At 38.3% G+C, this 26857-nt stretch carries 27 protein-coding genes; 24 read left to right on the forward strand and 3 right to left on the reverse strand.

Features of this window, described 5'->3' with window-relative positions; translation table 11 throughout:
- Window positions 1-40 precede the first annotated feature (40 nt).
- Window positions 41-1735 carry a fibronectin-binding protein EfbA gene (gene efbA / locus BAU17_RS13190; protein ID WP_161903292.1) on the reverse strand — a complete coding sequence of 565 codons (1695 nt, stop codon included), beginning with the start codon at window positions 1733-1735 and terminating at the stop codon, window positions 41-43.
- 217 nt (window positions 1736-1952) lie between these two features.
- Between efbA and BAU17_RS13195 the strand changes: the two genes are divergently transcribed.
- From BAU17_RS13195 to BAU17_RS13265, 15 genes are all read left to right on the forward strand, one after another.
- Window positions 1953-2534, forward strand: a complete 582-nt coding sequence (locus BAU17_RS13195; RefSeq protein WP_161903293.1) for a hypothetical protein — start codon at window positions 1953-1955, stop codon at window positions 2532-2534.
- A gap of 352 nt (window positions 2535-2886) precedes the next feature.
- Entirely contained in the window at window positions 2887-3909 is a 1023-nt protein-coding gene (gene trpX, locus BAU17_RS13200) for a tryptophan ABC transporter substrate-binding protein (RefSeq protein WP_161903294.1), read from the forward strand.
- Window positions 3906-4790 carry an ABC transporter permease gene (locus tag BAU17_RS13205; RefSeq protein ID WP_161903295.1) on the forward strand — a complete coding sequence of 295 codons (885 nt, stop codon included), beginning with the start codon at window positions 3906-3908 and terminating at the stop codon, window positions 4788-4790. The genes trpX and BAU17_RS13205 overlap by 4 nt, the downstream gene beginning before the upstream one ends.
- Window positions 4790-5554, forward strand: a complete 765-nt coding sequence (locus BAU17_RS13210) for an ABC transporter ATP-binding protein (protein WP_161903296.1) — start codon at window positions 4790-4792, stop codon at window positions 5552-5554. Before BAU17_RS13205 ends, BAU17_RS13210 begins: the two co-directional genes overlap by 1 nt.
- 449 nt (window positions 5555-6003) lie before the next feature.
- Entirely contained in the window at window positions 6004-6867 is an 864-nt protein-coding gene (gene aroE / locus BAU17_RS13215) for a shikimate dehydrogenase (protein WP_161903297.1), read from the forward strand.
- A 31-nt stretch (window positions 6868-6898) separates the two neighbouring features.
- Complete coding sequence (gene aroF / locus BAU17_RS13220) at window positions 6899-7924, forward strand: 3-deoxy-7-phosphoheptulonate synthase (RefSeq protein ID WP_161903298.1); 1026 nt, start codon at window positions 6899-6901, stop codon at window positions 7922-7924.
- 19 nt (window positions 7925-7943) lie between these two features.
- Window positions 7944-9002 carry a 3-dehydroquinate synthase gene (gene aroB / locus BAU17_RS13225; protein WP_161903299.1) on the forward strand — a complete coding sequence of 353 codons (1059 nt, stop codon included), beginning with the start codon at window positions 7944-7946 and terminating at the stop codon, window positions 9000-9002.
- Between the two features lie 12 nt (window positions 9003-9014).
- The gene (gene aroC, locus BAU17_RS13230; RefSeq protein ID WP_161903300.1) at window positions 9015-10181 is read left to right on the forward strand and encodes a chorismate synthase; all 1167 of its coding nucleotides are present in this window, start codon (window positions 9015-9017) and stop codon (window positions 10179-10181) included.
- Between the two features lie 24 nt (window positions 10182-10205).
- Entirely contained in the window at window positions 10206-11303 is a 1098-nt protein-coding gene (locus BAU17_RS13235; protein WP_161903301.1) for a prephenate dehydrogenase, read from the forward strand.
- Window positions 11304-11312: 9 nt separating this feature from the next.
- The gene (gene aroA, locus BAU17_RS13240; protein WP_161903302.1) at window positions 11313-12599 is read left to right on the forward strand and encodes a 3-phosphoshikimate 1-carboxyvinyltransferase; all 1287 of its coding nucleotides are present in this window, start codon (window positions 11313-11315) and stop codon (window positions 12597-12599) included.
- Complete coding sequence (locus BAU17_RS13245) at window positions 12596-13102, forward strand: shikimate kinase (RefSeq protein ID WP_161903303.1); 507 nt, start codon at window positions 12596-12598, stop codon at window positions 13100-13102. Before aroA ends, BAU17_RS13245 begins: the two co-directional genes overlap by 4 nt.
- Window positions 13103-13924 carry a prephenate dehydratase gene (gene pheA, locus BAU17_RS13250; RefSeq protein ID WP_161903304.1) on the forward strand — a complete coding sequence of 274 codons (822 nt, stop codon included), beginning with the start codon at window positions 13103-13105 and terminating at the stop codon, window positions 13922-13924.
- A gap of 136 nt (window positions 13925-14060) precedes the next feature.
- Window positions 14061-15212 (forward strand): LCP family protein, encoded by a 1152-nt coding sequence (locus BAU17_RS13255; RefSeq protein ID WP_161903305.1) that lies wholly within the window; start codon window positions 14061-14063, stop codon window positions 15210-15212.
- Window positions 15213-15293: 81 nt separating this feature from the next.
- A complete protein-coding gene (locus BAU17_RS13260) occupies window positions 15294-16142 on the forward strand; it encodes a DegV family protein (RefSeq protein ID WP_161903306.1) in 849 nt (282 codons plus the stop codon).
- Window positions 16143-16204: 62 nt separating this feature from the next.
- A complete protein-coding gene (locus tag BAU17_RS13265; RefSeq protein ID WP_161903307.1) occupies window positions 16205-16783 on the forward strand; it encodes a histidine phosphatase family protein in 579 nt (192 codons plus the stop codon).
- 23 nt (window positions 16784-16806) lie between these two features.
- On the opposite strand, the gene BAU17_RS13270 is transcribed toward BAU17_RS13265, so the two are convergent.
- A complete protein-coding gene (locus BAU17_RS13270; protein ID WP_161903321.1) occupies window positions 16807-17184 on the reverse strand; it encodes a PaaI family thioesterase in 378 nt (125 codons plus the stop codon).
- Between the two features lie 142 nt (window positions 17185-17326).
- Between BAU17_RS13270 and menB the strand changes: the two genes are divergently transcribed.
- The 9 genes from menB to BAU17_RS13315 all read left to right on the forward strand — a co-directional run bounded on the left by menB (window position 17327) and on the right by BAU17_RS13315 (window position 26096).
- The gene (gene menB / locus BAU17_RS13275) at window positions 17327-18142 is read left to right on the forward strand and encodes a 1,4-dihydroxy-2-naphthoyl-CoA synthase (RefSeq protein WP_161903308.1); all 816 of its coding nucleotides are present in this window, start codon (window positions 17327-17329) and stop codon (window positions 18140-18142) included.
- Window positions 18142-19569 carry an o-succinylbenzoate--CoA ligase gene (gene menE / locus BAU17_RS13280; protein ID WP_161903309.1) on the forward strand — a complete coding sequence of 476 codons (1428 nt, stop codon included), beginning with the start codon at window positions 18142-18144 and terminating at the stop codon, window positions 19567-19569. The genes menB and menE overlap by 1 nt, the downstream gene beginning before the upstream one ends.
- Window positions 19541-20863, forward strand: coding sequence for an isochorismate synthase (locus tag BAU17_RS13285; RefSeq protein ID WP_237579126.1), 1323 nt, complete (start codon window positions 19541-19543; stop codon window positions 20861-20863). Before menE ends, BAU17_RS13285 begins: the two co-directional genes overlap by 29 nt.
- Window positions 20838-22529, forward strand: a complete 1692-nt coding sequence (gene menD / locus BAU17_RS13290) for a 2-succinyl-5-enolpyruvyl-6-hydroxy-3-cyclohexene-1-carboxylic-acid synthase (RefSeq protein ID WP_161903310.1) — start codon at window positions 20838-20840, stop codon at window positions 22527-22529. The genes BAU17_RS13285 and menD overlap by 26 nt, the downstream gene beginning before the upstream one ends.
- Window positions 22522-23331, forward strand: coding sequence for a 2-succinyl-6-hydroxy-2,4-cyclohexadiene-1-carboxylate synthase (gene menH / locus BAU17_RS13295; RefSeq protein ID WP_161903311.1), 810 nt, complete (start codon window positions 22522-22524; stop codon window positions 23329-23331). Before menD ends, menH begins: the two co-directional genes overlap by 8 nt.
- Window positions 23328-24440 (forward strand): o-succinylbenzoate synthase, encoded by a 1113-nt coding sequence (gene menC / locus BAU17_RS13300; protein WP_161903312.1) that lies wholly within the window; start codon window positions 23328-23330, stop codon window positions 24438-24440. The genes menH and menC overlap by 4 nt, the downstream gene beginning before the upstream one ends.
- 89 nt (window positions 24441-24529) lie before the next feature.
- Entirely contained in the window at window positions 24530-24982 is a 453-nt protein-coding gene (locus tag BAU17_RS13305) for a GNAT family N-acetyltransferase (protein ID WP_161903313.1), read from the forward strand.
- 16 nt (window positions 24983-24998) lie between these two features.
- Entirely contained in the window at window positions 24999-25541 is a 543-nt protein-coding gene (locus BAU17_RS13310) for a DUF1697 domain-containing protein (RefSeq protein ID WP_161903314.1), read from the forward strand.
- Window positions 25542-25574: 33 nt separating this feature from the next.
- Window positions 25575-26096: a GNAT family N-acetyltransferase gene (locus BAU17_RS13315; RefSeq protein WP_161903315.1), complete on the forward strand. Its 522-nt coding sequence runs from the start codon at window positions 25575-25577 to the stop codon at window positions 26094-26096.
- Between the two features lie 343 nt (window positions 26097-26439).
- On the opposite strand, the gene BAU17_RS14255 is transcribed toward BAU17_RS13315, so the two are convergent.
- Window positions 26440-26857 (reverse strand): hypothetical protein (locus tag BAU17_RS14255; protein WP_237579127.1); only part of this gene is annotated, 418 nt, incomplete at its 5' end.

Raw genomic sequence — 26857 nt, forward strand, 5'->3', positions numbered from 1 at the left:
AAAAGCAAGTGGAGTCTTCATGACTTCACTTGCTTTTGGTTTATCTTAGTTTTTCAATATTTTCTTCTTCTGGTGTGACATAATAGGTGGTTTGATTTTCGTAGATAACATAACCAGGTTTGGCCCCATTTGGTTTACGAATATGTTTGACTTGTACAAAATCAACAGGAACCTGTGCTGAATGACGGTATTTAGAATAATAGGCTGCTAATTCTGCCGCTTCTAGAATTGTCGTCTCTGATGGATCGTTGTCACGGATAATCACATGTGAGCCCGGAATATTTTTAGCGTGCAACCAATAATCCGTTTTACGAGCTGTTCGTAGTGTTAGTTGGTCATTTTGTAAATTGTTTTTACCTACAAGTATTTCAGTTCCGTCAGATGCGTGGAAGACTTCTGGTTGGGATTTTTTTTCGTGTTTCTTTTTCTTACTTGTTCGGTCTTTTAGATAGCCTTGTTCGGTCAATTCTTCTCGAATGAGAGGGATATCCATCGGTCCAGCCAATTCAAGTTGGGAAAGAACCGTTTCTAAATAATTTAACTCAGCTTTGGTTTCTTCAATTTGTTGTCCGACTAATTTAACAGCATTTCGTAATTTTTGATAACGTTGAAAATACTTTTGGGCATTTTGATTAGGTGTTAACGCAGGGGAGAGTGTAATCTCAACTGGTCGATTTTCTTCATAGTAATTATCCAAAGTCACTGAACTAGCACCACGTGGGACTTGAGTCATAAAGGTCGTTAATAACTCGCCTTTTTGACGAAATTCTTCGGCATTTTCTGAATCAGCTAGGGTTTGTTCACGTTTTTGTAGTTTTAGTTGATTACGCTTGTATTCATTTTCGACTTTTTTTAGTAGTTCACCAGCTTGTTGTTTTACGCGATCACGCTCTGCTTTGTCGTGATAAAAAGCGTCTAGTAAGGAACTAAGTGTTGGATAGGCAGTCGCTGTTCCTTTTGAAATAAGTGTTTGATAAGGAATAGGTGTAAAGAATTCTTTGTTTTCTGTTTCAACAAATGTTGGTTCAGGTGTAGCAATCGCTGCAAAAAAAGAATGCCAAACAGCCATTTTTTCATTAGGTCGTTGCATCAATCGGTAGGCAAGTTCATCCGCTGTATCGCGTCCTAATCCTTGGAATTGCTGCTGTAGCGCTTTGCCAGTACATTCTTCGATAGTTGATAACTTTTCAAAAATTTGCGTATCCGTAGCTGTAAATGGATTTAAACTTGTTTGTTTTGGTGGTGCAATGTAGTCTGCTCCTGGTAAAAGTGAACGATACGTGTTTTGAGAATGGCCGATATGCTTAATGACGTCCAAAATTTTGCCTGTATCCTTATTTAATAGCAGTACGGTACTATGACGACCCATTAATTCGACGACTAAGATAATTTGTTGCAAATCACCTAATTCATCTCGGCGTCTAAAAGTAAAGTGGAGTACGCGGTCGTTTTCGATTTGTTCAATCGCTTCTAAAATAGCGCCATCTAAATATTTACGTAGCATCATCACAAAGTTCGGTGGTGTACTTGGGTTTAAATAATTCATTGAAGTCAGTTGTACGCGGGCATAACTGGGATGCGCAGAAAGTAGAAGCTTATGATTTTTTCCTTGAGAACGAATAATCAAGACAATCTCGTTTTCATAAGGTTGTTGGATTTTACTGATTCTTCCGTGAATCAAGGTATGGTTTAGTTCTTTTGTAATTAAATGGGTAAACACTCCATCAAAAGACATTGTTTATCCCTCATTTCTTTTTTAGTCTGGTTCCATTATAACAAAGTGCATCTAAAAGAAAAACTAACTTCGTCTTGAATTTTTAGCTTTAACCGTTATTTTTGGATTTTGTATCATTTATTTTGATAAAATGACTTTTTTAACTGGAAGATTCTTGACGTTTACCTACTTTAATTGCTAGTATGTGAATAGAAAACAATTAAAGTAGGTGCGTTCATTGGAATGGATGAAAACAACAAGTCAAAAAATTGGAAGCTCTCTTCAAGATGCGTGGTATAATTTTGAAGATGCTGTCTATCGAAATCCCAAGAAAGCCATTTTATATGCCATTGGCGGACTAGTGACGGTCAGTCTTTTAACGATTGCGATGATTGCAGCGAATGCTCGTATTCGTCAAACCCAAATTTCGACGCTTGTAGTTGACCATTTACCAGTGGATAAAATTATTCCGATTACATATGGTAAAGAAGATAAGACAATTGAAGATAAACAAGCGATTTCTGTAATGTTTACCCGTCCTCAAGGAAAAGCTTATCACGAAATAATGGCCCAACTGGAAGAGAAATCCCAAGAGTTAAATCGCAAATTTTATTATTACCCAATTGTTTATGATGCTACTGAGATTGGCAATACGTATAAACTCAATCCAGATGAAGTAACATTTGTTTTTTTTGAAAAGGGTGTAGAAAAAAATCGGTTTGTGTTTGATTCATTAGAAGATGCAGACATTAATTTTATTCCAGAATTAAATCGGTTGCCAATGTGGAATATCGGCGGCTCTGATTCAGAAGAAGAATGAAATAGTCAGAAAATTTCATTTTATAGTTGACGGATGACCGAGAGTACGGTATTCTAAATGCAATATTAAGAAGGAGGGAAAATCATGAAACTATTTAACGCATATACATTTGTACAATCATGGCAAAACTGGCGTAGATAGTTGTATTGGTGGACCTCAATCCATAGATACAACTTTTTAGAGAACATTCTAAAGTATGTATCTATGTCGGAAAATAACTCATATTACCGCATAGATGGTTACATCTGTGCGGTTTTTTGTTGGAAACAATTGCCGTCATACGCAATTGTTTTTTTGTACAGAAAGCGAATGTTCCAGTAATGATAATTGAAAAGAAAAAGGGGAGAATAAGATGAAAAACAAAGGATTAATGGCAACTGTGGCACTTATTTTTATCGTGTTAATTGGTGTATTCGCTTATCAAGCTGGAAAATCCAGCAATCAAACACAATCAGACAAGAAAGTAGTTGAAGAGGTTAAAACGGTTGGAATTTTACAATTTGTGAGTCATCCAGCCTTAGATGCGATTCGTGAAGGAATTGAAGATGCTTTAAAAGAAGCTGGCTATGAGGAAGGCAAAAATTTGAAAATTGAATTTCAAAATGGACAAGCCGATCAAAGCAAGTTAGCGACCATGAGTGAACAACTTGTCAATAAAGATTCTGATATTTTGGTTGGGATTGCTACACCGGCTGCTCAAGCGTTAGCGAACACTACAAAAGAACTTCCAATTGTACTTGGTGCAGTGACCGATCCAGTGGGGGCAAATTTAGTTGCAGACGTCAACGAACCAGGTGGGAATATTACCGGTGTTTCTGACAAAGCACCTGCGGATGAACAAATTAAGTTAGGAACAGAATTATTACCTGATGCGAAAACTGTCGGCATTTTATATTCTTCAACTGAAGATAATTCAAAATACCAAGTAGAAGAAGCAACAAAAGCAGCAGAAAAACTTGGATTAGAAGTGAAAACTTATCCAATCCCTTCGACAAATGAAATTACCCAAACCGTGCAAGTGATGAGTGATTTAGTGGACTTTATTTATATTCCTTTAGACAACACGATCGCAAATGCTATGCCAACTGTAGTCGGGGAAGCAAATAAAAAGAAAGTGCCAATCATTACTTCTGTTGATACGATGGTTGAACAAGGCGGTCTTGGAACGATTGGGATTGATCAATATACGATTGGGAAAGAAACTGGCAAAATGGTGGCTGATATTTTAAATGGTGCCAATCCTGCGGCTACCCCAATTTACACGTTCAAAGAAGGCGAAATTATTTTAAATAAAAAACAAGCAGACTTTTTAGGAATTGATATTCCTGAAGAAATGTTGAAACAAGCGAAAATTGTTGGAGGCGACGCAGAATGATTATCTCATCAATCGGACAAGGACTTTTATGGGCTGTCTTAGGACTAGGCATTTTTATGACATATCGTATTTTGAATTTTCCAGATATGACAACGGAAGGTTCCTTTCCTCTAGGAGGCGCAGTCTGTGTGGCAGCGATTGTGCAAGGTGTTTCACCAGTATTGGCAACATTATTAGGTGTTTTAGCCGGAATGTGTGCGGGACTTGTGACGGGATTACTTTATACAAAAGGGAAAATTCCTGTTATTTTATCAGGTATTCTGGTTATGTCTGCATTGAATTCCGTGATGCTGTTTGTGATGCAATCACCGAATCTCTCTTTATTGAATCAACCACGTATTTTGGACTTTTTTACAAAGTTACAATTACCTAATCATTATGATACAGTTCTCGTTGGATTAATCGTCATCGTTTTATTGATTAGCGTCTTGCTCTTCTTTTTCAATACGAATTTTGGGCAAGCATATATCGCTACAGGGGACAATGAACACATGGCTCGTTCGATGGGAATTCGAACGGATCGAATGAAAATTGTGGGGCTTGTTTTATCCAATGGAGTGATTGCCTTATCGGGCGCACTGATTGCGCAAAATGATGGCTATGCGGATGTTAGTAAAGGTACTGGGGTCATTGTTATCGGTTTAGCTTCAATCATTATTGGCGAAGTATTATATGGAGAATTAACGTTTTTTGAACGATTAATTGCGATTGTCGTTGGAAGTATTATTTATCAATTGCTAATCTTATTAGTGATCCGTTTAGGATTTGATACAACCTATTTAAAAATCTTCTCCGCAATCGTCTTGACAATGTGTCTATTGATACCACAAGTCAAACAAGCATTACACTTAAAAACTGGATTTGAAAGAGAGGGAGAATAATGGCAATTCTTGAAATGAAACAAGCGACCAAAGTCATTAGCAATGGTCCGAGTGAGAAAAAAATCTTATTAAATGGCATTAATCTTTCCATCGAACAAGGCGAGTTTGTTACAGTGCTTGGAGGCAATGGTGCAGGGAAAAGCACACTCTTCAATACGATTTCCGGTACAATGCCGTTGACTAGTGGTAAAATCTTCATTCATGACAAAGAGGTCACCAATTATTCCGAAGAAAAACGCGCGCAAGATATATCTCGTGTGTTTCAAGATCCTAAAATGGGAACAGCACCACGGATGACCGTTGCTGAGAACTTATTATTGGCACAAGGTCGTGGACAAAAGCGAGGCTTTAAATTACGAAAACTGCAACAAAATCGTGAGTTGTTTTATCAGCTTTGTGCAGAAGTCGGTAATGGTTTAGAAAATCATTTAGATACACCTGCCGGCGACTTATCTGGGGGCCAACGACAAGCATTGAGTCTGCTGATGGCAACAATTCAAACACCAGAATTACTTTTATTAGATGAGCATACTGCAGCCTTAGACCCGAAAACATCGAAACAATTAATGGAAATTACTGCCAGTCGTGTAGCAGAAAAAAATCTGACTTGTTTGATGATTACCCATCGGATGGAAGATGCGTTAAATTACGGAAATCGAATGATTGTGTTGCAAAAAGGGCAAATCGTGCAAGATTTAAATGCGAAAGAAAAAGCTCAACTCACAATGCCTGATTTATTACAATTTTTTGAAGAAATGATTTGATTTTTTTATTGTAAAATTACCGTCAATTTTTTTAGTACAACTGTTGGAATCTTGGCGGTAGTTGCAAGTAAAATCAGTAGAATTATCAGAATAATAAAAAAAATTAATTTTTTTGTTGACATATTCTCATAGAAAACATATACTAAATTCATCTTACATCAGTTTGGAGCGATTCTTTATGAAGAACACACATCAACCACAACTGAATAATTACTACTTTAGCTATTTTAGATAGGTTTGTATTCATGAACTCCATGGATGCAAACAGACCTGTTTGTATCTATGATGGCTAAAGCAATTCGTATTGATTTTAGAGGCCACGTAGATCAGAGAATATCTATGGTGGCTTAAGATATATTTTTATACTTTTTAAAGTATTGAGATGTTCACTGTAGTGTTTTCAAACTATAGTGAGCATCTTTTTTTATCACTAAAAAAGGAGGAATCCAATGGAAAAGACGTCAATTAGTGGGCATACCCGCCTAGTTGGATTTTTAGCAAGTCCAGCTGAACACAGCATTTCCCCTAAAATGCATAATTTTGCCTTTCAAGAATTAGGAATTGACGCAGTTTATCTAGCGTTCGATATTCCTGCAGAAGCATTCAGTCAAGCGATTCAATCGATTCGAACTTTTCGAATGCTTGGCGCAAATGTATCGATGCCCAATAAAATATTGGCGATTGATTACATGGATGAATTGTCCGAAGCTGCGGCATTAATTGGTGCGATTAATACAATTGTTTATCAAAATAATCGCTTAATTGGGCACAACACTGACGGAATCGGTTTTTGCGATAGTTTAAGAGCGGCAAATGTTCAAATAACTGGCGCAACGATGACCTTAATCGGGGCAGGCGGTGCGGCAACAGCAATGATTTGTCAAGCAGCACTAGATGGCATGGAAACTATTCATATTTTTAGCCGTCCAGGTCCTCGATATAATCGTATGGCACAAAAAATACAAGAAATTATGTCACAAACGGCTTGCGTTATTACCTTATCTGAATTAGATGAGCAAGAAAAATTAGCGCAAGCAATTGCCAACTCGGATTTGTTAGCCAACGCAACAAGTGTTGGTATGAAAGCAAAAGAATCTCCCATTGATGCAGTTTATTTACACGAAAACTTAACTGTGTACGATGCCATTTATGAGCCGAGGGAAACACTTTTATTGCAACAAGCAAAACACAAAGGCGCACAAACAATTAATGGCTTAGGCATGCTATTGTATCAAGGCGCTGCGGCATTTGAGTTATGGACAGGTCAACAAATGCCCGTAGACAAAGTAAAATCTATAATTGAAAAAAGTTAAACTAAACTACCGTTGAAAGAAGGAATAGAAAATGATCGTAATTATGAAACCAGGTGCTACTCAAGAACAAGTGGATGTAGTGATTAATCGGATTAAAGATAGTGGCTTAGATGTCCAAATTAATCAAGGAAGTGAACAAGTTGTTTTAGGTTTAATTGGAGACACTCGTTCGATTCAAGACGTTGCTTTCCGCAGTTACGAAGGTGTGGACAAAACGGTTCGTATCAGCAATACCTACAAATTAACTTCTCGTGAATTCCACCCACAAGATACTGTCGTGGATGTTGATGGTGTCAAAATTGGTGATGGTAGTTTTGTAACCATGGCTGGTCCTTGTTCAATCGAAGGCTTGGACCAAATTCGTGAAACAGCTCGAATGGCAAAAGCTGGTGGCGCGAAAATTTTACGTGGTGGAGCATACAAACCCCGTACCTCACCATACGCTTTCCAAGGCTTAGAAGAAGAAGGCTTAAAATACATTCGTCAAGCAGCAGATGAATACGATATGAAAGTTATTACAGAAGTAATGGATGAAGCTCACATTGATGTTGTTGCGAAATACAGTGACATCATCCAAATTGGTGCACGTAACATGCAAAACTTTAAATTATTAGCTGCTGTTGGTCAAACTGGCAAACCGATTGGCTTAAAACGTGGTATTTCTGGTACAATTGATGAGTGGTTAAATGCCGCTGAATACATTGCCATTTCAGAAAAAAGCCCAGTTATTTTTATTGAACGTGGTATTCGTACGTACGAAACAGCGACACGTAATACATTTGATTTAAGTGCTGTCCCAATTATGAAAAAATTAAGCCACTTCCCAGTAATTGTGGATCCAAGTCATGGAACTGGCGTTTGGGATTTAGTTCCTCCAATGGCTCGTGCGGGCGTTGCAGCTGGAGCAGATGGTATGATTGTTGAAATTCATCCAGACCCAGCAAACGCTTGGTCAGATGGTCCTCAATCATTAAACGAAAAAAATTACTTAAAAATGATGCGCGAAGTAGATGTTATCTACAATGCTATGCAAGAAATTCGTAATCTAGAAAAATAAGCAAAGGGAGTGTTCGGATATGTTGACCGTGAATTTAACCAATCATCACTATGATATTCAAATAGAACGCCATTTATTAAATAAATGTGGTGAATGGGTCGCGTCCATTTGGCAACCGCAACGTGTGGCTATTATCACAGATAGTAATGTCGCTAAATTATATGCAGAACAAGTAACAACTTCTCTGAAATCAGCTGGCTTTCAAGTAAATACATTTGTCGTCCCAGCTGGAGAAGCAAGCAAGTCACTTGAACAAGCAACTTATCTTTATGATCAATTAGCAGAGCATGGCTTCACTCGTAGCGATGGATTAATCGCTTTGGGTGGCGGCGTGATTGGTGATTTAGCTGGTTTTGTTGCATCGACTTATATGCGAGGTCTTCATTTCCTACAAATTCCAACAACACTTTTGGCACAAGTTGATTCTAGTATTGGCGGCAAAACTGCCGTCAATACTAAAAATGCCAAAAACTTAGTCGGCACCTTTTCTCAACCAGATGGTGTGCTGATTGATCCGGAAGTATTGTATACGTTAGATGATCGTCGATTACGTGAAGGAATTGCAGAAATTATTAAATCAGCTGCGATTGCAGATCCACAACTATGGACGTTATTAGGAACACTGAAGGATGAGTTTGAATTACGGGATCGTGCCGAAGAAGTGATTCTTCCTTCGTTAAAAGTGAAACGAAAAGTTGTTGAAGAAGATGAATTTGATAACGGCAGTCGTTTAACATTAAATTTTGGTCATACCATCGGCCATGCGATTGAAAACACCGCTGGTTACGGTGTGGTTAGTCATGGCGAAGGTGTAGCCGTTGGAATGGTGATGATTTCTCGTCATGCAGAGCAATTAGGGCAAACGCCTGCAGGTACGACCGAGCAATTAATGACGATGTTGGAAAAATTCCATCTACCTACTACACAAAAAGAATTAAATAAAGAAGCTATTTATCAAGCAATCACCCATGATAAAAAAGCACGTGGAACACAATTAAAAATTATTTTACTAACGGCAATTGGACAAGCGAAAATCGTGTCGATACCAATTGAAACCATTAAGGATTATATTCAATAGGAGGAATTACTTATGCGCTATATTACAGCTGGAGAATCACATGGACCAGAACTAACAACAATTATTGAAGGGTTACCTGCGGGGATGCCTTTAACAGCAGAAGATATTAACTATGAATTAAAGCGTCGTCAAACAGGCTATGGTCGTGGTGGACGCATGATTATTGAAACTGACCAAGTCCGTATCACATCTGGTATCCGTCACGGGAGAACATTGGGCTCGCCAGTTACATTAGTCGTTGAAAATAAAGACTGGAAAAACTGGACTAAAGTGATGAGCATTGAAGACGTGGAAGAAAAACAAAAGAAACTACGTCGAGTGGCACGTCCTCGTCCAGGACATGCAGATTTAGTTGGCGGTATGAAGTATCGCCATGCCGATTTACGAAATGTTTTAGAACGTTCCTCTGCTCGTGAAACCACGATGCGTGTAGCAATCGGTGCCGTAGCGAAAAAACTTCTTTCTGAATTAAATATTGAAGTCGCAGGACATGTGACCATACTAGGTGGCATTAAAGCAACGATTCCTGAAGGGATTACAGTTAGTGAAGTTCGTGAGATTTCTAATGCATCAGATGTACGCGTTGTCGATCCAAAAGTGGAAGCAGAAATTCGTCAATTGATTGACCAAACAAAACGTAATGGCGACACAATTGGTGGTGTAGTCGAAGTTCTTGTCGGTGGCGTCCCTGCAGGTTTAGGTAGCTACGTCCAATGGGATAAAAAATTAGATGCAAAAATTGCCCAAGCAGTCGTAAGCATTAACGCATTTAAAGGTGTTGAATTCGGTGCTGGTTTTGAAATGGGTGTCTTACCTGGTTCAAAAGTTATGGATGAAATTCTATGGAGTGAAGAAGAAGGCTACACACGTCGTAGTAATAATTTAGGTGGATTTGAAGGTGGCATGACCAACGGCGAGCCGATTGTCGTTCGTGGCGTAATGAAGCCAATCCCAACCTTATACAAACCATTACAAAGTGTAGATATGGATACAAAACAACCATATAAAGCAAGTGTTGAACGTTCAGATAGTACAGCTGTACCAGCAGCGAGCGTGGTCGCAGAAAGTGTTGTCGCAACCGTTGTCGCAAATGAAATTTTAGAGAAATTCTCTAGTGATTCATTCGATGAATTGGTCCATGCAGTCAAAGAATACCGTGAATACTTAAAAAATTACTAGTAAATCGTTCAGATGGAGGTAGCTATGAAACAAAACGTATATATCATCGGCTTAGGATTAATTGGTGCATCCTTAGCTATTGCAATCAAAAAAGAACATCCAGCTATCCATCTGACCGGCTGGGATTTTTCTGAAGAAACACGAAAAATTGCCCAGGAAAAACACATTGTCGATGAGATTCCTGAAAGCTTTGAAAATGGCGCACAGCAAGCAGATGTGATTTTGCTTGCTGTACCGATTAAAACATCGCTAAACTATCTGCGCCAATTAGCTGATTTACCTTTAAAACAAGGGGTGTTGGTGACTGATGCAGGAAGTACGAAACAGGAAATTATGGCTCTTGCAGAAACCTTGCCTTTTGATTTTATTGGTGGTCATCCGATGGCTGGCTCGCATAAATCAGGTGTATTGGCAGCTAACGGTGATCTGTTTGAAAATGCGTATTTTATTTTTACTATTCCAGAGGATGAGGTAGTTGCCAAGCGTGTGACTGAATTGCAGACTCTTTTCAAGGGGACACGTTCAAAATATGTGCTGTTGTCTTCAGTAGAACATGATCAAATCACTGGGATGCTGAGCCATTTTCCACATATTATCGCTTCTGGTCTGGTGAACCAAGCAGATGTTTTCAATCAAATCCATCCGCGAGCCAAGCAACTTGCAGCTGGGGGCTTCCGAGACATCACGCGGATTGCTTCATCAGACCCACAAATGTGGACAGATATTTTATTAAGCAATCGGGAATCGTTAATTGCGTTGATTGCAACATGGCAACAACAAATGTCAGAAGTTTCTGAATGGTTATCAGAAAGCAATCGCGAACGAATTTTTCAATTTTTTGAAAATGCTAAGGATACGCGCGATAAATTACCTATTCACAGCAATGGAGCAATCCCAGCGTTCTATGATTTATTCGTTGATGTACCTGACAAACCAGGAGCGATTGCTGAAATTATGAGTATTTTAGCAGAGGCTGCCATTTCTGTCATTAATGTGAAGATCTTAGAAACGCGTGAAGATATTGTCGGTGTATTGCAAATTACGTTTAAAACACAACAAGATTTACAAGAAGGTCAATCATGGATCGAAAAAAGAACGAATTATCCATGTCGACTAAAATAGGAGGACACAATGAAATTAATTCAAGGAAATTCGTTGCAAGGAACAATCCATGTTCCAGCAGATAAGTCTATTTCTCATCGAAGTATTATGTTCGGTGCTATTGCGAAAGGAACGACACACGTTCGTAATTTTCTACGAGGGGAAGATTGTTTAAGTACGTTGCATGCGTTTAAAGCATTAGGCGTACCGATTCAAGATGATGGGGAAGTCATTACCATTGAAGGTGTTGGATTTGATGGTTTACAAGCACCTGCGCAAGCACTTGATATTGGGAATTCAGGAACGACAATTCGTTTAATCATGGGCATTTTGTCAGGTGCAGCTTTTGATACGGAGTTATTCGGTGATGCTTCGTTAAATAAACGTCCTATGAATCGTGTAATGATGCCATTACGAGAAATGAATGCACAATTAATTGGCGCCAATGATACTGAATTTCCACCAATTAAAATCAAAGGCGGACAAACTTTAACGCCCATTCATTACCAGATGCCAGTAGCTAGTGCCCAAGTTAAATCAGCTTTGATTTTTGCAGCATTACAAACAAAAGGTACCTCAACCATTATCGAAAAAGAATTATCAAGAAACCATACTGAAGATATGATTCGCCAATTTGGCGGTGAAATCACCGTCACTGGCAAGGAAATCACCATTCATGGACCACAAGAATTAACAGGACAAGAAGTAGTGGTACCAGGTGATATTTCTTCTGCTGCCTTTTTCTTAGTTGCTGGAGCGATTCTTCCTAATAGTCACATCACGTTAAAAAATGTCGGAATTAACCCGACAAGAACAGGAATTTTAACGGTGTTGGAACAAATGGGTGCAACGATTGAGCAAACGGAGATTGACGAGGCAAACCAATCAGCAACCTTAACCGTGCAAACATCCGCATTGACTTCTTGTGTCATTGAAGGTGAAATCATTCCGTATTTAATCGATGAATTGCCAATCATTGCCTTATTGGCAACACAAGCCCATGGCACGACAATTATTAAAGATGCCGAAGAATTAAAAGTCAAAGAAACTAATCGTATCGATGCCACAGCGGAAGAATTACAAAAATTAGGCGCAGATATCACACCGACTGAAGATGGATTAATTATTAATGGACCGACAAAACTACATGGTGGTTCTGTTTCAAGTCGTGGGGATCATCGTATCGGCATGATGTTGCAAATTGCTGCATTATTAACCGATGAAGCAGTCGAATTAGAAAATCCAGAAGCCATCGCCATTTCCTATCCAACGTTCTTTGAAGATGTGGAAACCTTAGTAAATGGGGCAACCTTATGAAAAACATTGTCCTAATTGGCTTTATGGGGGCAGGGAAAACAACGATTGGTCAGTTATTGGCAACTAAATTGAATTGGCAACAATATGATTTAGATCAAGTGATTGTTGAAAAAATTGGAATGTCTATTGCAGACTATTTTGATAAATATGGCAGTGAAGCTTTTCGCAATGTTGAAACACAAGTACTACAAGAAAGTCATGACTGGCAAGGAATTATTTCCACTGGCGGTGGCATTATTCTTAAAGAAGAAAATCGCCAACTGTTACAAGAACAACCTTATGTCGTATATTTAAAAGCGGACTTAGAGGAACTCATACGTCGCGTGAAACAAGATGAATATAACGTCCGTCCGCTAGCTGATTCCAAAACAGCGGATGAAGTAAAAGAAGTCTATTTACCAAGAGTTCCTTTATATGAAGAGAGTGCTTCCCATATTATTGATACCACAGGGAAAAGCCCAGAAGAAATTGTACAAGAAATTTTAAACCAAGTAGGTGAGTAAATGAAAGTTGGTTATCTAGGACCCAAAAATTCTTTTACCTTTCAAGCAGCAAATAGTATTGTAGAAGAAGAGCAATTAGTCGCTTTTGCAAGTATTCCATTAAGTTTACAAGCATTAGAGAATAATCAAATTGATTACGTGGTGGTTCCGATTGAAAATTCATTGGAAGGTTCGGTACACGCTAGTATTGATCGTCTGTTTAATCAAACTGATTTACAAGTCTATCAAGAAATCATCTTACCGATTCGCCAGCAATTTTTAATGAAAGAAGATGCTCTGCCAGAAAAAATTCTTTCTCATCCACAAGCATTGGCGCAATCACAGCATTTCTTAGAAACAAATTATCCAAATGTCCCATTAGAAGCAGTTGCGTCGACTACCTTTGCAGCAGAATACGTCGCAAATCATTCGGGAAATGTGGCAGCTATTGCATCCCAAGCCGCTGCAAAAGAGTACGGCTTACAAATCATTGCACCTGATATTCAAGACAATCAATTAAATCAAACTCGTTTTTGGCTAATTGGTAAAACGCAGAGTGAGCCGCTTTCATTAGAGCCACCGCAAAAAGTAACATTGTTCGTGACTTTGCCAACGAATACACCGGGGGCTTTGTATAAAGTACTAGCCGCTTTTGCATGGCGCAATATTGATTTGAGTAAAATTGAATCTCGGCCATTAAAAACCAGTTTGGGAGAGTACTTCTTTATCATTGATGTGACACTTACTGATAACCAAATATTGATTCAAAATGCTATTGAAGAAATAAGTCTACTCAATGGCACTGTCCGTCAAATCGGTGCCTATCCGATCACGATTCACTAAAAATAGCTCTCCCTGATGATTAGGGAGGGCTATTTTTAAGTTTTCTACAAAAATATTAAATTTCCAATTTTTATTTGCTTTCTCTACTAGGTCATGTATCCTATAATAAGAAAGATAATTTGGAGGAACAATTGTTATGAGTCGTATGGATCGATATAAACATATACATGAAGAATCGAAGCAATCATTACTAGCGAGGAAAACACGAAAAGCACACCCCACCGAGAATTGGGAAGACAAATATCGAGAAGAAGAGCCTGTCGAAGCGCCGATACTAGGTGATTATGAGCCTCCCAAAAAATCAAAGAAAAAAATCAGATTTTCACGGCCCTTTCAATCAAATGAACCTGAAAATTACTATGAAGAGCCACCGTTAAAGAAACCAAAGAAAAAGCGACGTAAGCATCGTTTTTTGCGCTGTTTAGTGAAATTACTTATTTTATTATTGGCGTATTCAGGCATCTCTTTCTTTGCAGGACAACAAGTGGCAAAATGGGATAGTTCTACCAAGGCTGAAACAGAAGAATTTAATGGTTTTGCTAGTGCAGATGGAAGCCACAATATTTTGTTAATTGGAAATGATAGTCGTGATGGTGAATCAGCACGTGCTGATACGATTATGATCTTACAACTAGATGGTCCATCGAAAAAGCCCAAACTAATTTCCTTTATGCGTGACACTTATGTGACAATTCCTGGTGTTGGCGAAAATAAATTAAATGCCGCTTATGCGTATGGCGGTGCTGAATTAGTTCGAACAACATTGTCACAAAATTTTGGTATTGATACACAATACTACACAACAGTCGATTTCAAAACATTTGAAAAAGTCATTGATACACTATTTTCAAATGGTGTTAAAATTGATGCGGAAAAAGATATGAGCAAAAACTTAGAAGTTCCGATTAAAAAAGGACCCCAATCAATGGATGGATTAACATTATTACAATATGCCCGCTTCCGAATGGATGAGGAGGGTGATTTTGGACGCATTCGTCGTCAGCAACAAGTAATGAACGCTATTTTTCATCAAATGAAAAATCCGTTGACCTTATTAAAATTACCTTATGCGACTGGGAAAGTGATGGGGTATGCTTCAACCGATTTATCACCAGGCTTTCTAATAAAAAATACGTTATCAATAGCTAAAGGTGCTGGCGGGGTTGACCGTTTGAGTGTACCGGTAGATGATTCGTGGTACTATGGCGAGACCTATGAAGCCGGAAGCGTTTTAATTGCCGATGATCAAATGAACCGACAAGCGATTAAAGACTTTCTTGCAAAATAGAGGTACAGGACTTTCAAAAGTTGCTGATTTTATGCTATATTAGTACTAACGTTTGAAAATTGTTTGAAACGAGGATAGAAAATGAAATTAGCAATTGTTACAGATAGTACCGCATTTTTATCAGAAGGTACTCGCAAGCATCCTGACTTATCGATTATTCCTATTCCAGTAATTCTAGACGGGAAGATTTTTAATGAAGGTATTGATATTGAAGCCGATGAATATTATGATTTACTGAAAAACAGTAAAGAATTCCCCACAACTTCTCAACCAGCTTTGGGAGAGGCGTTAGAGTTGTATCAATCTTTAGCAGCACAAGGATATGACACAATCATTAGTATCCATTTGTCGTTAGGAATTTCTGGATTTGTTCGTAATCTCCATACAATTGCAGATGCGATTGACGGAGTGACAATTATTCCTTATGATTCCAAAATTACTAGTATGCCAATGGGATACATGGTTGAAGCAGCGTTGAATTTAGCTGATCAAGGAAAATCTTTAGAAGATATCTTGGCACATCTTGATATGATTCGTGATCATACGAATGCGTATATGATTGTCGATGATTTGAACAACTTAGTACGTGGTGGACGATTAACAAATGGGGCCGCTTTAGTTGCTGGTTTATTGAAGATTAAACCAGTGTTAACCTTTGAAGATGGAAAAATTGTTCTCTTTGAAAAGATACGCTCTAGTAAAAAAGCTTTCAACCGTGCAGAAGAAATTATTGGCCAACGTAAACAAGAATACAATCGTCCAGTAAAAATGTATATCATTCATGCAAATAATTTAGAAGTTGCACTTGAAGAAAAACAAAAATTACAAGAAAAATACCCAGATGTTCCCATTGAAATCGGTCATTTTGGACCAGTTATTGGCACACATTTAGGCGAAAAAGCAATTGGGTTCGCTATTACAGCTATTTAACAAGAAAAACTCGCGGGTGACTCGCGAGTTTTTGTGTATGCTGATTATTGAGGAGGCAGAAATTGAAAATTGTATTAGTAAGACATGGGGAGTCTGTCTATAATAAGTTTAACCGTGAAAATCCTGAAAAGCGATTGTTTACTGGTGCTTTTGATACACCTTTAACAGAAAAAGGGCGGCAACAAGCACGCTTGTTACGGAACGTCCAAGACATCAAGCAAATAGAAGCCATTTATTCTTCTCCTTTGTCACGTGCCGTGGAAACTGCCAAACTAGCAACAAATCATGCGGAACTCACACTTGATGCACGTTTAATTGAACGCTCATTAGGTGAGTTAGAAGGACATTCTTTGGCAGATATTGGCGACATTTGTGCTGCGCTTCCGAAAGATTTCGCCCATAGCTTCACGGCAAAGGCACCTGGTGGAGAAAATTATCAAGAGGTTCTTGAGCGGACCAGTGCTTTTTTTAACGAACAACCAAAACAAGATTTGCTCGTTTTTGCCCATCAAGGATCCATTCGTACGATGATGATGTATCTGATGAATTTAGATTCTGAAGAAACACTCACGTTAAACATCCCTAATTGCCAACCGATTTGTTTAGAAGGGACACACTTTGGCACATTCCAACGTTTATAAAAAATTAAAAACGCTCCGAAATCTTAGCTATTTCGGAGCGTTTTTTTATTAATCATTAACGTGCATGTACCGGTAGCGATTTTTTGTTTACCACACCAAATAACTGCTTGCCAAAAGTGCATTCGTCCACCGATTTTTTCAGGAGTCGCTTCGACAAGTAATTCCCCATATTGAATCGCGGATAAATGACTAACGTGTAAATCCACACCAACTGCAAATGACTGATCATCTACATGGTGGTTGGCACCGATGCTACAAGCTGTTTCGATTAAAACACCACTAATTCCTCCATGCAAATAGCCAAAAGGTTGGTGATGAGTATCAGAAATAGTCAACGTTAAAGAAACTTTTTCTGGTGTTATTTCTTGCGTCTGAATTCCTAAATAGGTTAATAAATTCATCGTCATGTCACTTCCTTTGATTATTAGTATAGCGGATACAATAAAAAAACGCGAATTCTTCTTCATTTTATAAATCAAACATTACCTATTTTCTACTTCTTTTTGTATAATAGATAGGTGATTACACAAAGGAGGCAATTCTATGAGAGAATGGCAAACAATTAAAACTTATGAAGAAATACTTTTTGAGCAACATGGAAAAGTAGCTAAAATAACAATTAATCGTCCAGAGAGACATAACGCATTTACCCCAAAAACAGTCTCTGAAATGATTGATGCATTTAATATTAGCCGAGATAAACAAGATATCGGTGTTATTATTTTAACAGGGGCTGGAGACTTAGCCTTTTGTTCAGGCGGCGACCAAAAAGTCCGTGGACATGGTGGCTATGTTGGCGAAGACGATGTTCCTCGTTTGAATGTATTGGACTTACAACGTTTGATTCGCGTGATTCCTAAACCAGTTATTGCCATGGTTAAAGGTTGGTCAATTGGCGGCGGGAATGTCTTGCAATTAGTTTGTGACATTACAATTGCTGCAGACAACGCTAAATTTGGCCAAACAGGTCCAAACGTTGGTAGCTTTGATGGCGGCTACGGTTCAGGTTATTTAGCACGTGTCGTAGGTCATAAAAAAGCCAAAGAAGTCTGGTTTATGACCAAACAATACACAGCTGAAGAAGCATTAGCGATGAATTGGATTAATACAATTGTACCGTTAGAAGAAGTTGAAGATGTAACAATGGAATGGGCAGAAACGATGTTGAAGAAAAGTCCTTTGGCATTGCGCATGATTAAAGCCTCATTGAACGCTGATACAGATGGATTAGCAGGTATTCAACAATTAGCCGGCGATGCTACCTTGTTATACTATACGATGGATGAAGCGAAAGAAGGGCGCGACGCATTTAAAGAAAAACGAGACCCTGATTTTGACCAATTTCCTAAGTTCCCATAATGTGGCCAAATAGTTGGTTGCAATATCAAGCGAAATTGCAACCGGAAAGACCAGCATTTTATTGGAAAGATAAAAGCTGGTCTTTTTCCGCTTTGAACCAGCACGTTCAAGCGTACGCAGCATACTATCAACAAAAACTTCCTAAATCGATTCAACGCGTCGCTCTTTTTAGTGAAAATACAGATAGGATGTTGTTCTCTATTTTAGCTTTATGGGAGTTAGGTATCGAAATCCAATTTTTAAATACGCGTTTGACAACCGAAGAGCTCCTCTTTCAGCTAACAGATGCTCAAACAATCATTGTTATTAGTGAAAAACAAGTCGGACAAGTATCGACTATTTCTTTTCCGTTGACAAGTGAGTTGCAGATAATTTCACCTACAGATTATGTTGATGATGGCTATCAAGAGGATCAAATCGCTTCAATCATGTATACTTCAGGAACGACAGGACAACCTAAAGGCGTCCCGCAGACATTTGGTAATCATCGAGCGAGTGCAGAGGCCACACAAGAAAACATGCAGATTACATCAGCTGATTGTTGGTTATGTCCAACTGCTCTGTATCATATTAGTGGACTGTCAATTGTCTTACGGATGTTGCGCTTAGGAATGAGTCTGCATTTATACGAAAAGTTTGTTCCAGAACAACTTGTGCATGATATTTTATCAGGACAAGGCACCATTGCTTCTGTTGTCAGCAAAATGCTGACGGATTGCTTGCCGTTACTCGAGGCTACCGCTTCTTTTCGTTACTTCTTACTTGGAGGCGGCCCGATTTCAGAAGCAATTTTGCAACAATGTGAGGCGAAAGGGTTACGAGTGATTCAATCATTCGGCATGACAGAAACCTGTTCACAAGTGATTGCGATGCCACCAGAAAAAGCCCAAGAAAAACTAGGCTCCACTGGTATTCCGTTGAAAGAGGTCTCGTTAAAACTTGAAAGAGGCGAAATTCTATTAAAAGGGCCGAGTATTGTCACTAATTATTTGAATCATCGCGGAGAGAATGCTTGGGACAATGAGGGCTGGTTTCACACCGGTGATTTAGGAAAAATAGATGAGGACGGCTATTTGTATGTATTGAGTCGGATGAGTGAATTGATTATTTCTGGCGGAGAAAATATTTATCCGGCGGAAGTAGAGAAAGTCTTGCTCCAACATCCAGCTATTCAAGAAGCTGTTGTGGTCGGACAAGAAGATGTGACTTGGGGACAAGTACCAGTCGCTTACCTAAAAATCAACCAATCGCTCACATTGTCAGAAGTGACACAATCATTGCAAGTATTAGCGAAATACAAACGTCCGAAAGCTTTTTTTGTGGTCAAAACTATTCCAAAAACAGCGAGTGGAAAACCCTTAAAGCGCAAATTTTTAACTGAAGAAAGAGTGAATTTTATTGAGTACCAACTTAACGACATACGTTAGCTATTCTTATGAAATCGATCCAGTATCATTAGTGGATGTTTTTAGTCAAAGTAATTCTTACCAAGGTGAACGCTTTTTTTGGCAATCTGCTGATAAACAAACAACTTTTTTAGGCTTAGGTATCGTTGAAAAAATACAAGGCGCAACATTTGAAGAAATCCAATCCTTTCAACAACATTTTATGGCGCGTTGTAAACTGCTTCCGAGTACAATCGAGCAAGAACCAATTTTATTTGGAGGCTTTCCATTTGATCAATTCGCTCAAAATGAAGAACCGTTTTGGCAAGAATTGGAACAAGGTTATTTTCTATTACCAAGAATGTTATTTAGTCAACAAGCAAGCAAGATGGTAGTCACGATTACTGTTCCGCAGAAAGAGCAAGAACAAATCAGTTCTATCCAACAGGACGTCACAAATATCCTTTCGGCTGCTGTTCAACCGATTGTTTGCCCAGTTATTGAAGAAACTGAGATTGATGTCGCTAACTGGCGAACCTTGGTTGAAAAGAGTGTGGCCGAAATTCAACAAGGAAAGTTAAAAAAAGTTGTACTTGCTCGGCAAATGAAACTAACGACAGAAGAAGCATTTATTGCTTCGACGATCTTATGTAATTTATCGGAACAACAACCTAATACTTATTTATTTGTGCTTGAAGGACCTACTCGTACCTTTATTGGCGCAACACCGGAACGTTTAATTGAAGCGACGCCTGATTATTTTGTGACGGCAAGTGTTGCTGGATCCATTGCGCGAGGACAAACTGTTTCAGAGGACGAGGCATTGGGCCAATCGTTACTCGATGATGCCAAAAATTCACACGAGCATGGGCTGGTTGTGAATCGAATTGAGCAAGAGTTAGCACCTTTTACTGAAGAGGTGACTTTGGGAACGCGTCGACTATTGAAAAATAGAGACATTCAACATATTTATCTGCCTATTTTTGGCAAGCGAAAAAAAGACATTTCTTTACTTTCAGTCATTCAATCGTTACATCCAACACCTGCTTTAGGTGGCGAACCGCGCGAGGCAGCTTTGCAATGGTTAGCGGAAAATGAATGTGGTCGTGGCCTATATGGCGCACCGATTGGCTGGTTAAGTTTAACAGAAGACATTGGTGAGTTTGCAGTTGGCATTCGTTCCGGCGTATTTAGTTCAAAAGAAGCTATTTTATATGCCGGTTGCGGTATTGTCGGCGAATCAGTTGCAGTAGACGAAGAAAATGAAACACGAATCAAATTCCAACCAATGTTACGAGGAGTGAGAGGCAATGAATCATCAAAAAACAATGACTAGTTATTTGCTAGCTTTTATTGAAGGATTGAAACATGCGGGAATTGAGCAAGTGGTGATTAGTCCAGGTTCACGCTCGACACCAGTCGCCTTGTTACTCCACCGAGAAACGGCCATTGATTGCTACATCGATGTTGATGAACGGTCGGCCGGATTTTTTGCCTTAGGTTTAATCAAAGCGACGGATAAACCAGTTGCGCTTTTATGTACTTCTGGGACCGCCGCAGCCAATTATTATCCGGCTGTTTGTGAAGCGGAGTCCACGAATTTACCCTTGGTCATTTTAACCACTGATCGACCACCAGAATTACGAAATGTCGGCGCACCACAGGCGATGAGCCAGCAACTGCTTTACGCCGATCATGTCAAACGCTTCACAGAATTATCTGTACCTGAAGCAACGGATGACATGTTGCGTTATAGCCATTGGCAAGCATTATCGAATGTCTTATTTTCACAAGAAACACCTAAAGGACCCGTTCATTTGAACTTACCTTTAAGAGAACCTTTGCTGCCAGATTTAACGATGGAAAAACCAGAAATGACAGTGATGGACGTGCCTCCTGTGATGCGTAGAGCAGCATTAACGTCATACACCCATTTGTTCGAAAAAAAAGGCGTCATAATCGTTGGCGAACAACGCAGCCAAGAAGAAGCAGAACAATTAGTGGCGCTTGCAAAACGACTTAATTGGCCGATTATCGGAGATCCATTAACCAATTTAGCTGCGAATGACCCTGAGTTTACGTACTACGTAAAGCAAACTGACCTTATTTTTGGACAGCCAGTACTTGAACAACCAGAAGTGATTCTTCAATTTGGTCGTTTACCTGTCACGAAATCAGTGATGATGTATCTTAAATCCTTAGACGATATCACCACCATTTTAGTTGATGATCGCTTACGTGACCAATTACAACGAACGAATGTTTATCTGGATTTAACGGTGGCGGAATTTGTTGCTAGTATAGAAGAACTAACTATTCAGCCAATTGAAACATCTTGGTTGGCTAGTTGGCAAGCACGTCAAAAAATGGCAACAAAATTATTGCAAGCAGAACAACAGTTGACTCAGTTAACCGAATCATCAGCGACACGTGCATTATTATCTACTTTAGCTGATAATCCATTATTTGTAGCCAATAGCAATGCCATTCGTTTTGTGGATCGTTTGTCAGGCGCTACGAAGGCTACTGTCTATGGTAATCGAGGAGTTAATGGGATTGATGGATTAATTTCAACAACGGCAGGTATTGCAGCTGGTTGTCAAAAACCAACGTTTTTACTCATCGGTGATTTAGCTTTTTTCCATGATATGAACGGTCTGCAAATGATTAAACAATTGCAGTTACCAGTTACTATTGTGCTATTAAATAATAATGGTGGCGGAATTTTTTCTTTTCTATCTCAAAACCAACTAGAAGCATCGGATTTTGAACCACTATTTGGGACACCACTTGATATGGATTTCCAACATGTAGCGGCATTGTATGGAGCAGCGTATCATCAACCAACTTCTTTGGTTGAATTTAGCGAATTAATTGCTGCAGCGCAAAAAACACCTGTCTTTCAAATTATTGAAGTTGTTGGCAAACAACAAGACCCTGTCGATTTATGGAAACAGCTAAATCAAAACTATCAATTGGCTAGTGGTGAAACAGATGTTTAAAACAGTTGACGAAGTGACTTATTATTACCAATGGTTAACTCCTTATCATCGGGAAAAAGCAACAATCGTTTGCTTGCACGGTTTTACAGGTACGTCTAATACATTCGCTAATTTGCCGTGGTCAACCGATTTTAACTATTTAGCGATTGATATGATTGGTCATGGTAAAAGTAGTGTATTTGTCCATCCAGAAAATTATGAAATGACTACAGTGATTCGTCATTTAAAAGAGTTGCTGACATCACTTGATATCCCGACTTATTTCTTATTGGGGTATTCGATGGGTGGACGGCTTGCTTTAGCGTGGGGGATAGAGGATTCTAATGTTCAAGGCATCTTATTAGAAAGTGCCTCGCCAGGTTTAGCAGGTAAAGACGCAAGACAGCAACGTTGCGAACAAGATGATGCACTCGCACAACGTATTTTACTTAACTTACCTGATTTTGTTGCGTACTGGGAAGAATTGCCTTTATTTTCTTCTCAAAAATGCCTTTCAAACGAAAAGAGAACGAATGTTCGGAGTGAGCGATTATCCCAACAAAGCTATGGATTGGCAATGAGTCTGTACATGATGGGAACGGGAAGACAAGCAAGTTATTGGGATAAGTTAGTTGCTGACAAGCCGATTCTTGCTATGACAGGGGCATTCGATACGAAATTCCAACACATCTCCCAACAAATGAAAGAGAAAAATCCGAAAATTCGAGTAGCGCAAATTAGCGATGCTGGTCACTGTATTCATTTGGAACAACCTCAAGTATTTGTAGAATTTGTGGAGCATTGGTTAAAGGAGCAACTATGAAGATTGTAGAAATTCAACACATCCAACTAAATATGCCATTAAAAAGTTCGTTTGTTACGAGTTATGGTGTGTTAAAAGAAAAAGCATTTGATTTATATTTCGTTTGTGACGAGCGAGGGAATCAAGGAATCGGTGAATTAGTTTCCTTTGAAGTACCAGATTATATCGAAGAAACAATTGTAAATGATCGCCATATCATCAAGAATTATTTATTGCCTTTGTTAAAAGGAAAAACGCTTCAATATCCAACTGATGTGTGGCAATTATTTCAAACGGTTCAAGGCAATTACATGGCAAAATCAGCAATCGAAACAGCTATCTGGGATTTATACGCTAAAAGGCAGAAGCAACCATTGTCCTATTATTTTCCTACCACTAGAGACCGCATACCTGTTGGCGTTAGTGTAGGCATGCATGAGTCTACTGACGCATTAATAGACGCTGTCAAAGCTTATGTTGAACAAGGATACACTCGGATTAAGTTGAAAATCAAACCAGAGAACGATTATGTCCCATTAAAAGCCATCCGAGAAGCATTTCCAACGATTTTATTAATGGCGGACGCCAATTCTGCCTATGATAGGCAACACATGGATGCTCTAAAACGTTTAGATACATTAAATTTATCGATGATTGAACAACCATTCCATCCACGTGATTTCGTTTTACACCAACAGTTACAGCAACAAATGCAAACAGCAATTTGCTTAGATGAAAATATCCGTAGCTTAGAAGATGTGCAAACAGCGCATGCCTTACAAAGTTGTCAAAGTATCAATCTAAAAATACCGCGTGTTGGCGGAATCACCGAAGCGCTCCGCATTGTTGAATTTTGCGACAGTCACCAGCTGACAGTTTGGCTAGGAGGGATGTTTGAATCAGGTGTTGGCCGTGCTCTAAACCTACAGTTTGCTAGTCAACAGAGTTTTCAATTTCCTGGAGATATATCGGCCTCTGATCGGTATTACTATGAAGACATCGTCACACAACCTGTGACTGTTGCACAAGGAGAGATTATTGTGCCGAGTGGAATGGGGATTGGTGTGGAATTGAACTGGGAAGTGATTCATCGAATTTGCACCTTGTCAGAAAAAATATCCCTTGAATAAACTGTTAGTAGCAATTTTACTAACAGTTTTTTTGTGATTGACGCTGGAATTATTTGTTGAGATAATTAAACGAAAAAGGGGGAGTGTGTATGTTTGAACAGCTGAGTCAAGAAAATGCCGAAATAATAGCGAATCAATGGAAATACGAAGGGGAGTATAGTTTCTATAACTTAACGGAAGATCCTGAAGACTACGAGGAAATGCTATCACCAACTTTACGTGCAAATCATTATTTCCAATATGTCAGAAAGGGCGAACTCATTGGTTATTTTGTTTTGGAAGAAGACGGAGAAGTACTGCTATTCGGTTTAGGATTAGCACCAGAACTAACAGGAAACGGGCACGGTTCACAATTTTTACAAGATATTTTAACCTATATTCACGAAAATTATTCACAACCTATTATTCGTTTAGGTGTTGCTGAATTTAATGTCCGTGCGCAAAAAGTCTATCGAAAAGCAGGATTTACAGTAACAAGACACTACCTACAAGAAACGAATGGCGGACAGTTCCCATTTATCGAAATGGAGAAAAATATATAGAAGGAGAGGAGAGACTATGCTTTATTTTGCTTTTTTACGAGCTGTCATGCCCTCAGGTAAAAATCGTGTACCAATGAGTGAATTACAACAGCTTTTACAAGAGAATGGATATCCTGGAGCAAAAACTTATTTACATACAGGAAATATCCTCTTAAAATCAGACCAAACTCGGGAGCAAATCGCCAAAGATATCCATCAACTAATTTTAACGCATATCGGGCCAGATTTAAGTGTGATTGTACGCACACCTGAAGAAATCAAAGAAGTCTTGCTTCATTCGCCGTTTAAAGAACCGGATTATAACCAGAAACGAATCTTTTTCAGCTTACTAAGTGGAGAACCATTAAGTGAAGGAATTCAATCTATCCAAGATAAAATCGCGGATACCGATGAAATACTGGTTATTATACAACGTACAGCATATATGTACATTCCAGGAAATGCAACTCGTAGCAAACTAAGCAATAATTTGTTAGAAAAGAAAGGAAAAATTGTCGCAACCAGTCGTAATTATAATACATTAAGCAGAATGTTAGCATTAGCTGAGGAACACAAATAAGGATACGATATTTTAATTATGTAAACTAAAGGAATGATTACCATTTATACTCGAAAACTCCAACTAACAGATTTAGATGCTTTTCTTCAACTGCGTTTGCAAGCACTTAAAGATACACCTGAAGCTTTTGCCTCAAACTATCAGCGTGAAAAGAACTTTCCTAAAGAAATCTTTATTGAACGTCTACAAGCCACTGACACACAATTTACCATTGGTGGCTTTGATAATGAGCGACTTGTTGCCGTTGCAGCATTCATTAGAAACAACTATCCGCGAACGAATCATAAAGGATTAATCGTTGCTGTGTATTGTAATCCTGATTTTCGTGGCACAACAATTGCTACGGATGTATTGGTAAATTTAATTAAAGAAGCTCAACAATTAGAAAATTTAGCCGTTTTAAATTTAAGTGTCATTTCAACGAATGTTCGAGCAAGAAAGTTCTACCAAAAATTAGGATTTAAAAAATACGGAACCGAACCAAAAGCATTATTTGATGGTGAAAAATATTTAGACGAAGATTTATTGCAATTAGATTTAAATGAATTTAGATAAAAAACTATAAAAAAGTGAAATTTATCAAAAAATAACGTTTTTACGTATTTTTAACGTTCAGGAGGGAGGTTTTTAATGATTTTAAGTAATAAAGTTACTTAAAGACAATCTTTGTTTCTTCATATATAACTTTGTATAATATATATTATGTAAACTAAAATATATTATTTTTTTTTAAAGATATCATTCAGCAACTATTTTTCCCTCTTTTCCCTCTTTTCCCCCTCTTGAAGTCACATTTTTAGACTAAATTCAGTATAAAATACAAAATCAACTTAAAAACTAGAGTTATGGAAGAAAAATATTCCATAACTCTTAATAATTAACCTATTTACAATCATTTTCACAATTCAGTTTTTTCTAGTGATTCTGCTGTTGATTCACAGTGTAAACCAACAGCATTATTTTCTTCTTTTATCTCGATAGCTCGAGTTAGACTCTTCTTTAAATATTCTTTCATGTGAGGATCATCAATTTGTTCATTTTTGTAAATTGAAATAAATATCACTAAAACGAGCAGAATAACCAGAATAATATAGTTTAATACAGGATGTTGAATAACATTAACTATAATATTTCTAATGGTAAATTTTTCCGTAACTACTTTGAAACTATTATTGTTGTCGACTAGCATATTAGATATCTTGACTATTATTGGTATAATTATAGAAGTAATTATTAGTTTGATAATTGGTTTAATAAAAAAAATTAATCCATTCTTTTTAGGTTCTAACTCAAGAAAAGATAACAAATTTTTTAAC

Source organism: Candidatus Enterococcus willemsii, assembly GCF_009933335.1.
Taxonomy (GTDB): Bacteria; Bacillota; Bacilli; order Lactobacillales; family Enterococcaceae; genus Enterococcus_F; species Enterococcus_F willemsii.

What these genes read in the sequence shown, in the direction of transcription:
- trpX (WP_161903294.1), top strand. Translation starts at nt 2,887, where the DNA reads ATGAAAAACAAAGGATTAATGGCAACTGTGGCACTTATTTTTATCGTG.
- BAU17_RS13310 (WP_161903314.1), top strand. Translation starts at nt 24,999, where the DNA reads ATGCTTTATTTTGCTTTTTTACGAGCTGTCATGCCCTCAGGTAAAAAT.
- aroB (WP_161903299.1), top strand. Translation starts at nt 7,944, where the DNA reads ATGTTGACCGTGAATTTAACCAATCATCACTATGATATTCAAATAGAA.
- menB (WP_161903308.1), top strand. Translation starts at nt 17,327, where the DNA reads ATGAGAGAATGGCAAACAATTAAAACTTATGAAGAAATACTTTTTGAG.
- pheA (WP_161903304.1), top strand. Translation starts at nt 13,103, where the DNA reads ATGAAAGTTGGTTATCTAGGACCCAAAAATTCTTTTACCTTTCAAGCA.
- menD (WP_161903310.1), top strand. Translation starts at nt 20,838, where the DNA reads ATGAATCATCAAAAAACAATGACTAGTTATTTGCTAGCTTTTATTGAA.
- menC (WP_161903312.1), top strand. Translation starts at nt 23,328, where the DNA reads ATGAAGATTGTAGAAATTCAACACATCCAACTAAATATGCCATTAAAA.
- aroA (WP_161903302.1), top strand. Translation starts at nt 11,313, where the DNA reads ATGAAATTAATTCAAGGAAATTCGTTGCAAGGAACAATCCATGTTCCA.
- efbA (WP_161903292.1), bottom strand. Translation starts at nt 1,735, where the DNA reads ATGTCTTTTGATGGAGTGTTTACCCATTTAATTACAAAAGAACTAAAC.
- aroC (WP_161903300.1), top strand. Translation starts at nt 9,015, where the DNA reads ATGCGCTATATTACAGCTGGAGAATCACATGGACCAGAACTAACAACA.
- aroE (WP_161903297.1), top strand. Translation starts at nt 6,004, where the DNA reads ATGGAAAAGACGTCAATTAGTGGGCATACCCGCCTAGTTGGATTTTTA.
- BAU17_RS13305 (WP_161903313.1), top strand. Translation starts at nt 24,530, where the DNA reads ATGTTTGAACAGCTGAGTCAAGAAAATGCCGAAATAATAGCGAATCAA.
- BAU17_RS13205 (WP_161903295.1), top strand. Translation starts at nt 3,906, where the DNA reads ATGATTATCTCATCAATCGGACAAGGACTTTTATGGGCTGTCTTAGGA.
- BAU17_RS13235 (WP_161903301.1), top strand. Translation starts at nt 10,206, where the DNA reads ATGAAACAAAACGTATATATCATCGGCTTAGGATTAATTGGTGCATCC.
- BAU17_RS13210 (WP_161903296.1), top strand. Translation starts at nt 4,790, where the DNA reads ATGGCAATTCTTGAAATGAAACAAGCGACCAAAGTCATTAGCAATGGT.
- menE (WP_161903309.1), top strand. Translation starts at nt 18,142, where the DNA reads ATGTGGCCAAATAGTTGGTTGCAATATCAAGCGAAATTGCAACCGGAA.
- menH (WP_161903311.1), top strand. Translation starts at nt 22,522, where the DNA reads ATGTTTAAAACAGTTGACGAAGTGACTTATTATTACCAATGGTTAACT.
- BAU17_RS13260 (WP_161903306.1), top strand. Translation starts at nt 15,294, where the DNA reads ATGAAATTAGCAATTGTTACAGATAGTACCGCATTTTTATCAGAAGGT.
- BAU17_RS13255 (WP_161903305.1), top strand. Translation starts at nt 14,061, where the DNA reads ATGAGTCGTATGGATCGATATAAACATATACATGAAGAATCGAAGCAA.
- aroF (WP_161903298.1), top strand. Translation starts at nt 6,899, where the DNA reads ATGATCGTAATTATGAAACCAGGTGCTACTCAAGAACAAGTGGATGTA.
- BAU17_RS13270 (WP_161903321.1), bottom strand. Translation starts at nt 17,184, where the DNA reads ATGAATTTATTAACCTATTTAGGAATTCAGACGCAAGAAATAACACCA.
- BAU17_RS13315 (WP_161903315.1), top strand. Translation starts at nt 25,575, where the DNA reads ATGATTACCATTTATACTCGAAAACTCCAACTAACAGATTTAGATGCT.
- BAU17_RS13245 (WP_161903303.1), top strand. Translation starts at nt 12,596, where the DNA reads ATGAAAAACATTGTCCTAATTGGCTTTATGGGGGCAGGGAAAACAACG.